Source organism: Mesorhizobium sp. WSM4848, from assembly GCF_055811375.1.
Map to the genome: position 1 here is coordinate 307 of NZ_JBVVPX010000111.1, position 501 is coordinate 807.

Sequence of the window (501 nt, forward strand, 5' to 3'; positions counted from 1 at the left end):
TATCCAGGTGTCGGGAGCCTCACCCTCGGCAACGATGCGATCCTCGACGATCGAAAGCCGAACCGATTTCGGCGGAGTAAGCGACGCCACCAGCCGCTTCAGCACGAACTCCGGCTCAAGGCTCTGATAGAATTGCCACTGCGAATGAACGCGAGCAGGATCAACCCCTGTTCCGGACAGCAGCGACTGCGGGTCGGCGGCCTGCGGGTCTCTCAGGCCGGAAATATAGAAATGCCCGCCGCTCGCCGTTTGTTGGGCGACGATGATTCCCGGTTGGGCCTCAAGTCGCGACACATAAGTCCGCCAGTGCTCCGCCGCGCGTGCTTCGGGGCTCACATCACGAACCCTGGAGATGTCGAATACCGGTCCGCCTGCCGAAAGCTGTCGGGCCGCTGCGCGTGCCCGATCTATCCAGGTGTCGGGAGCCTCACCCTCGGCAACGATGCGATCCTCGACGATCGAAAGCCGAACCGATTTCGGCGGAGCCAGCGACGCCGTCAG

Annotated in this window: 1 pseudogene; it reads right to left on the bottom strand. The window is 63.1% G+C overall.

The features are described from left to right. Positions 1-501, bottom strand: a pseudogene (locus AC0L16_RS33515) (OmpA family protein); the annotation flags it as partial.